This is a genomic window from Chryseobacterium sp. VD8 (assembly GCF_037149975.1).
Taxonomy (GTDB): domain Bacteria; phylum Bacteroidota; class Bacteroidia; order Flavobacteriales; family Weeksellaceae; genus Chryseobacterium; species Chryseobacterium indicum.
Genome location: NZ_JBBCQL010000210.1, coordinates 1 through 8,182 on the forward strand (window position 1 = coordinate 1; position 8,182 = coordinate 8,182).

Genomic DNA, 8,182 nt, shown 5'->3' on the forward strand with positions numbered 1-8,182 from the left:
TTCGACTATGGAATTCACTGGGTTTTTGTAGGTTTAAGTGTAGGGGTTTCTCTTGTTATGATCGTCCTTTGGGGAACTCTTTCGGGTTCTATGGTTCCTTTTATTCTTAAAAAATTAAAACTCGATCCGGCAACTTCTTCTGCTCCTTTTGTAGCTACACTGGTAGATGTAACGGGATTAATCATTTATTTTTCGGTCGCAGGACTTTTCTTAACGGGTAAACTTTTGTAATTTTAGGCGGCATCTAAAATAGTACAATGAAGGTAGTTTCTTTGGTTCCCTCAATTACTGAGGCTTTATTTGATTTAGGTTTAACGGAAAAAGAAGTGGTCGGAAGAACGAAATTCTGTATTCATCCTGCTGAGAAGGTAAAAAATGTAACGGTTATCGGCGGTACAAAAAATATCAATATTGAAAAAATAAAAGCTTTGCAGCCTGATCTTATTTTAGCCAATAAGGAAGAAAATGTAAAAGAGCAGGTGGAAGCTTTAATGGATGATTTTAAAGTAATCGTTACCAATGTTGAAAATATTGAGGATAATTATTATATGCTTAAAAATTTAGGCAAAATCTTTCATCAGGAAGAAAAAGCACAGCTTTTTAACTTAAAAATCTATGATGTTCTCAACCACGCAAAAATTGAATCTCCCATAAAAGTTGCCTATTTAATCTGGAATAATCCTTACATGACAATCGGTTCCGATACTTTTATTCATAAAATTCTGAGTGAAATCGGTTTTGAAAATATTTTTAAAGATCAGAAACGTTACCCTGTTATTCAGACGGAAGATCTTGCGGAAGCGGAACTGATAATGCTGTCTTCTGAACCTTTTCCTTTTAAGGAGAAACATATTAAAGAGCTAAAAAAGTTTTATCCGGATAAAAAAATAATGATTGTAGACGGAGAGGCTTTTTCCTGGTATGGAACACATATTGCGAAGTGTGAAAATTATTTTAAGGAACTTATTTCTGATCTTAAACACGAATTTCACTAATTTTTTTCACGAATGGCAGTCATTTTTTTTAATAGATTTTCTAAGTTTTGGCTGAAGCCGATTTATTCGTTTGTTGATGAAAACGGACTAAGTCCGTTTATTTCGAAAGAAAATTTTGATCTGTCCTATCATACAAAAGACTCCGGCTCTTCGAGCCGGAGTCTTATATTTTAAACACTTTAAAAGCGAGATTTTTTTTACAAAATTTTAGAAACTTCGTTACAAAGCCACTCCAATAATTCTCTGTCTTCTTCGGTAAAAGGATCAATTGTGTGGGAATCGATATCAATCTGACCGATATTCTGTCCGTCTTTGAAGATCGGAACTACGATTTCTGCTTTGGTATCGATAGAGCAGCTCAGATAATTACTTTCTTCATGTACATCGGGAACAACAAACGTTTCATTGGAAACGGCAACCTGACCGCAGATTCCTTTACCGTAAGGAATAATGGTATGATCTGTAGGAGCTCCAACATAAGGTCCCAGTTTCAGTTCGTCTTTATCTCCGTTTTTGAAATAAAAACCGGTCCAGTTGAAATAAGATATTTCCTGATCCAAAAGGTGACACACTTTCTGAAGTTTCTCTTCGGTATTATGTTTCGGACTTTCAAGAATAGACGAAAGCCTTTTTTTTAATTCTGACATTTTTTTACTGTTTTAAGAAAATTGTTTTAATGAAAGTTCTTCTTTGTAGCCGAACATTCCACGCTCTTTTATCATCTCTGCAACTCCTTCCGGAAGCTGATTTTCCCATCCTTTTATATTGCATCCGATCTTCTTCAGGATATCTCTGGAATAAATTTCCAAAAACTCCGGATTGTAATTGGTGATGTCCACAATACGGTTGTTGTGCTTGAAATATTTATAAAGCTCCTTTAGGTTTTCTTCCACTTTAAGGTTATCGGAATCCAGCAGTTCCAGAGTTTCCGGATCTTTGTAAGGATATAGATATACTCTCATCCCGTTTCGGAAAAATTTTCCGAAAGCTTCAAGAATTCCTCCCGATAAATTTTTATAATACTTTTCGTCAAATACCATTAGAAGATTATTCACCCCCATTGCAACGCCGATTTCTCCGCTTGTGTAGGAAGCAAAATAATCAATCAGTCGGTAATATTCAGAATAATTGGAAACGATTACGGTATATCCTAATTTGCCGAGAACATCCACTCTGTCGAGGAAATCCCTTTCATTGATGTCTCCGTCGGCGCGAAGGTTTGAAATGGTGATTTCTATTAAAACTTCAGTTTCATCCTCAGTACAGGTTACTTCCTTCATGAACATATTGAGTCCGTTCTGAAGCATATCAATATTTACCTTCGTTACAGGTCTGAAGCTTCCTCTTACTGCAAAAATATTTTTCTTGTACAAAATATCCGCAGGAAGCATATTATTCCCCTCCGAATTGAAAATCACAGCATCCGTCATTCCGTTTTTAACCAGCTGTAAAGACATCAGCCTATTATCCACATACGCAAAAGCAGGTCCGCTGAAATCGATCATATCAATTTCCAGATTGTCTTTTGCAACGTCGTCGTATAAAGATTCAATTAAATTTCTAGGATTGTCATAGTAATGGAAAGCTCCGAAAATTAAATTCACCCCTAAATTCCCAAGGGTTTCCTGCTGCAAGGTCGCATCATTCTCTTTGAATTTTACGTGAATTACAATTTCATTATAATCTTCGTTCTCTTTTACCTGAAAACGGATTCCAACCCAGCCGTGACCTTTGACTGTTTTATCAAAATTGATCGTGGTAACGGTATTGGCGTAAGAAAAATATTTTCTGTTGGGATTGCTTTCTCTTGAAATTCTTTCTTCGATAAGAGCGACTTCATAGCGAAGCATTTTTCGAAGTCTGTTTTGGGTAACGTATCTGTTTTTTACCTCTTTTCCGTAGATGGCATCACTAAAATCTTTGTCGTAAGCCGACATCGCCTTAGCAATTGTACCGGAAGCTCCCCCTGCTCTAAAAAAGTGTCGGACTGTCTCCTGCCCTGCTCCAATTTCTGCGAAAGTACCATAAATAGTAGGATCTAGATTAATTGTTAATGCTTTTTGTTTAGGAGTTAGTTTCTGATACATTAGGACATTAAATTTTTCGTAAATTTACCAAAATTAAACCAACCTCAAAAGAAAATGAAGTTGAAATTTTTAGGAACGGGAACTTCGCAGGGTGTTCCTGTTATTGGCTGCACTTGTGAAGTGTGTACTTCAGGTAATCCCAAAGACAGTCGGCTCCGCTCTTCTGTAATGATAACGACCGATGAAGACAAAAAAATCCTTATCGACTGCGGACCTGATTTCAGGCAGCAAATGCTTACCAATCAGGAAGATCGTGTAGATATTGCATTGCTTACTCACGAACATAATGATCATGTTATCGGGCTTGATGATATGCGTCCTCTTATTTTCAAAACCGGAAAAGATATTCCTTTATACTGTTCTTCAAGAGTTGCCGACGAAGTTAAAAACCGTTTTCCTTATGCATTTGCGGATGAAAAATATCCCGGAGCTCCGGCTTTTGAACTTCATGAAATTGAAAACAGAACTTTCACAGTTTTAGATACTGAAATTACACCGGTTGAAGTCACTCATTTTAAAATTCACGTTTTCGGTTATAAATTTAAAAAGCTGGCTTATATAACAGATGCCGGATTTATTTCTGAAACGGAAAAAGAAAAATTAAAAAATCTTGATGTTTTGATTTTAAACTGCATCCGGAAGTCTGATCCACATCCTGCCCATTTTATTTTGCCGGATGTTATTAAATTATTTGAAGAACTGAAACCTGAAAAATTATTTCTTACACACATCAGTCATCATCTGGGATTGCATGACGTTGAAGATAAACTACTTCCATCCGGAATGCACCTTGCCTACGACGGTTTGGAGATTATTTTTTAAAATTTTTCTTCAAAAAACTTTGGAGAATAAAGAAAAGTTTCTATATTTGCACACCGATTCAAAACAAGGTAACACACTTGCCCAGGTGGCGGAATTGGTAGACGCGCTGGTCTCAAACACCAGTTCTTAGGAGTACCGGTTCGATCCCGGTCCTGGGTACAAAAAACCTCTGAAATCATTTGATTTTCAGAGGTTTTTGCTTTTCAGGGTGGTCAAAAGGGTGGCTGAAATTATAGCTTGACAAAATCAACACCTACCCGTAATGGATAAGAAAAAGCATGATTTGCTATTCTTTGAGCATAATTTTGACGAATAGTTGTAATATATTTTACTTGTTTACTTTTGCGCTCGCCTTCTTTATTTAGATAATAAAGTTCAATAACTCCATCTGAATTAATTAAATCCTTTCCTTCTAATACTTTATATTGTAATGGTTTTATATAAATCGGTGTATATTTTGACTCATCTTGTGGCACGTCAGTCCATCTAACTACCTTATCATTTGGCAAAAAACTTACAAATGCTGTATCTCCAAGCTTCAAAGCAGAATCTAAGTTTATATGTGCCCCTTCTGCAAAAAAATAATTTCTTTTAATTTTCTCCTGAGGGCGAAGACAATCACACAACGGAGTTAAGCATATCAAGTACTTACCTTCGCCCTCAATTTCAAAAACATCTCCAAAATTAATATAACCTCCATTTTTATTCAAAATAAATGAATTATAAAAAACATTCATTTTATGCCTATCCAGACTTTTAATTTTTATGTCAGGATTATACAATTCGTTGTAAATATCTTCTGATAAAAGCAATGATTTTGAATCTCTTAATGATAAGTTCATTTTTTCGATCAGTAATTCTTTTATAAATTCTTCATAAAAATTATCTAAACCTTCTTGTTTCAATCGGTTTCTATGCTCAAATAAGGCATCTTTAGTAAAATTTACCTTATTATCTTTATTAATAATTCCAACTCTAAAAATACGATTAAAGAAGTCTATAGCTAATAATTGGTTATAACTATCTATGTCAGTAATAATGTGATCAAAAAAATTCTCAAGTAAATGATCCGGATTATTCTCTTTCTTCTTAAAAATTGTAATTATTGTATTATTAATTTCCAATAAATATTTTTCTTGATTTATAATATTTGGACAAGGAAGAGGATGTTTTAATTCTTGGTGAAAAACACCTAAATTAACAGTTGATATTTTATATACGGCGCAAAGATTATCCGTAATAGAAGCTAGCTTTTTAAACTCTTCTACATTGTCTTTATTGTTTTTTAAAAATGAACCAAATTCTTGCTTTAATTCTTTTTTGTCTCTACCAAGACTTATCTTATGAAAATCTACAAAATCAAATCCTTCATTAAAGATACTTTCTGTATATTCTTTATATTCGGTAAATACATCAGGTGTCAAATTACAGTAATTAGTAAGAATTGTCCTAAATACATTATCCAAGTTATCTTCACTTGTATAAATAACACAAAAATGAATATTTGGTTTATTTATTATTTTATTTAAGATTTTTAAACTTTGGATTTCTCCAGTTTGCCCATCTAAATGCCAATCTAATAAAATCAAATCTCTATTATCTAAACAATAATTTAACCATTCTTCATTGTCCTCTTTGTCCCGAACATATTTAATTGGCTCCAGTGAAACACCTGATTTTCTAAATTTTGCGTATAATTCTAACGACAATTTTTCTTCTTCTGCACCACTCAGAACTTTAATATCTTGATCAAATTCTCGAGCATTATCATCAATATAAATTGCTGATTTAATATTATCTTTTAAAATTTCTTTTGCAATATCTATATATGCCATATTAATTATCTTTGATATTAATTACGAAGCAAGCTCCATTTAAAGAATTATATTTTTTATCATTAGTAGCGTAAATGTTTAAACCCACTTCATTCAGAATTTGTTTTGACAAATAAAGACCTATTCCCCTGCCATTAGGGCGTTGAGAGACAAATAAATCAAAAATCCTATCCAACCTATAATCAGGTATTTTCTCCCCTGAATTAGCTATTACTATTTCTTGTGTATCTACAAGATAATCAAGTTTTATAGTACGATTTTCTTTATTTCGCATCCAATAAATCGCATTATTGATAACATTTATGAACACTGTATATATAATCGGTTCTTTAATATTTATAATATGATTTTTGAAAGTATTTGAAACATCAAATTCTATATGATACTCTTTAATTTGATTTTCAAAAAATTCAAGTAGATAATTATAGATTGTATTACAAGATATATTTTTAGTTAGTGCACCAGAAATTCTATATAATGGAGACAATAAAGCATATTTATCTTCTAATTGCCTAAAATTTCTTTCTAAAAAATTAAATTCTCTTATTGAATTGATCACATTATTCTTACTTAATGCTTTTAATTGATTATTAATTCGCGCGTATAGCTGATTGAATTCGTGATCAATAATTTCAACTGCAATTCCTAATTGAGCTGTCTCTCGGGTCTGCTCCCATTGATATTTCATTTGCTCGTATTGAGCTTTGTATGCACCTTGTACTTGTTCCTCATCAATATCAAAGGATAATCTATTAATATGTTCAACTAAAGGAAATAATGTTTTTTCCGCTTCTTCAAATAATATATTATATAACTTTTCAGTTTCCTCAGTGTAATAAGTTATCTGTTCCTTTGAACTAATATTATCAATAGTTTTTTCTTTATTTTCGGACAGAGAGTTAATCAATCTTCTTGACCTTTCTCTATAATCTTTAGTTAAGTGATCAAATTTATTTTCAAGCTGTTGTCTATATAAAAGTAAAAACTTCTCTAATGAAGAGATATAACCATTATATTTTTTGGTAAAATCAATTTTCAAGTCTCTAATCTCCAGCTTATCCTGAGATCTTCTATTTAACTCTTCTCTTCGTGGAGCTGTAACTTCAATATATTGATTTAAAGTATTTTCAAATTTATATAATCGCTCTCTTTGTGTCTCTGTTGGTTTATAACGTTTAGGAACTTTAGGAATTAAACTTTTAAATTCTAAATCCATTTTTTGCAGCTCATCTAAAATCTCTTCAACTTCAGAATAAGTTACATTAATATTTTCTAATTTTTTATCTAAAATATTTAATAAGTTTTCATATTTAGATCTATGTTCATCTAAACGTTTCGGGTAATTATTAAGAGATCTTGTAAAAGAAATTTTTTCTGCTTTTTCTCTGGCTTTATCTGCCTGTAAAGCTTCATTCTGTTCTCTAATTTCATTTAGTTTGTCTCTGAAAATTGATTGTCTTGAATCTGTTGCAAAAAAATCTTGAGCTAGAGCAACAAAAAAACCAATAGCATCACTTTTAAATGCCCTAAACTGACTATTATTAATCAACCCCTCTCTACTTGATTTATCTTTTAAATCTTCATTTTTTTGTCTTGTTAATTCAATATATCCATACATTCTTCTATATGAAAAGAAATAGGTTCCGGCTCTTTTTGATCTTCGTTCCTCGAATCCTAGAAAATCATAATCAGACCTCCCATAAGGCAAAACTCTAAAATGATCTCTATAAATATACAACCCTCCATATTCTTGAACTTTTTTTGAAATTTGTGAAAATTGTATTTCATTTAATTTAGATGATTTCTCTTCTCCAGATATATATCCTAGTTCAATAGGAACTTCACCATAAAATGATCGTTTATCCTTTGTTCTGGGATTTACATAGCTATAATCGATAATGTCATCATAAATACGAATAGTACCATTAAAACTCCCATTTCCATCAAAACAACCTCTTATAGTTACATCTCCTAAATCAAAATCTTTCTTATCAAAAAATTCACCTCGAGAAACTAATAAATCAAATTCTTCTTCATTTTTATTGATTAAAAAATTTGTATTGATATTAAGAGGATTATTCTTGAAAGGATTAGTAAAGCCCGCTAAATTTGATATAACGAAATTTCTATCTTCAATCCCATCATCATCATTCTCAGACAATTCCAATATTTGATCGATTGGATTAAATATTAAAAACATTGTTCCATGAGAATCATCAGAATCAAAAAAAGAAAATATTTTTTGTAAAATAGGTTCCTCTAAAATTGCCTTATTCGTTTCCGAAATAATTTCAGATTTTAAATTTAATTGCTTAACCTCCCAAATAGGTTTACCATCAATCGCATTTTCAGCATCAAAATTTGATAAAAAATCTTTTTTTAAATCAGATAAATCAGTATTGATCATATTAATATGATCGATAGATTTTAAGGGTATAATTAT

General features: G+C 31.8%; 7 protein-coding genes and 1 tRNA gene. 4 read left to right on the plus strand and 4 right to left on the minus strand.

Going from position 1 to position 8,182, the window contains the following annotated elements:
* The coding region (locus tag WFK35_RS18045; RefSeq protein WP_336733745.1) for a magnesium transporter at nucleotides 1-231 on the plus strand (231 nt) is incomplete at its 5' end.
* Nucleotides 232-257: 26 nt separating this feature from the next.
* Complete coding sequence (locus tag WFK35_RS18050) at nucleotides 258-995, plus strand: ABC transporter substrate-binding protein (RefSeq protein WP_336733746.1); 738 nt, start codon at nucleotides 258-260, stop codon at nucleotides 993-995.
* A gap of 197 nt (nucleotides 996-1,192) precedes the next feature.
* Here WFK35_RS18050 and WFK35_RS18055 read toward each other — a convergent pair whose 3' ends face one another.
* Together WFK35_RS18055 and WFK35_RS18060 are read right to left on the minus strand one after the other, a co-directional pair.
* The gene (locus WFK35_RS18055) at nucleotides 1,193-1,642 is read right to left on the minus strand and encodes a GAF domain-containing protein (protein WP_087711498.1); all 450 of its coding nucleotides are present in this window, start codon (nucleotides 1,640-1,642) and stop codon (nucleotides 1,193-1,195) included.
* Nucleotides 1,643-1,654: 12 nt separating this feature from the next.
* Nucleotides 1,655-3,082, minus strand: a complete 1,428-nt coding sequence (locus tag WFK35_RS18060; protein ID WP_214590454.1) for a TonB-dependent receptor — start codon at nucleotides 3,080-3,082, stop codon at nucleotides 1,655-1,657.
* Between the two features lie 54 nt (nucleotides 3,083-3,136).
* On the opposite strand from WFK35_RS18060, the gene WFK35_RS18065 reads away from it, so the two are divergent.
* On the plus strand, nucleotides 3,137-3,904 hold the full coding sequence (locus tag WFK35_RS18065) for an MBL fold metallo-hydrolase (protein ID WP_336733747.1): 768 nt from the start codon (nucleotides 3,137-3,139) through the stop codon (nucleotides 3,902-3,904).
* Nucleotides 3,905-3,983: 79 nt separating this feature from the next.
* Nucleotides 3,984-4,063, plus strand: a tRNA-Leu gene (locus tag WFK35_RS18070).
* Between the two features lie 71 nt (nucleotides 4,064-4,134).
* On the opposite strand, the gene WFK35_RS18075 is transcribed toward WFK35_RS18070, so the two are convergent.
* Nucleotides 4,135-5,739, minus strand: a complete 1,605-nt coding sequence (locus tag WFK35_RS18075; protein ID WP_336733748.1) for a response regulator receiver domain — start codon at nucleotides 5,737-5,739, stop codon at nucleotides 4,135-4,137.
* A gap of 1 nt (nucleotide 5,740) precedes the next feature.
* Nucleotides 5,741-8,182, minus strand: a 2,442-nt coding sequence (locus WFK35_RS18080) for an ATP-binding protein (protein WP_336733749.1), incomplete at its 5' end; no start/stop codon positions are given.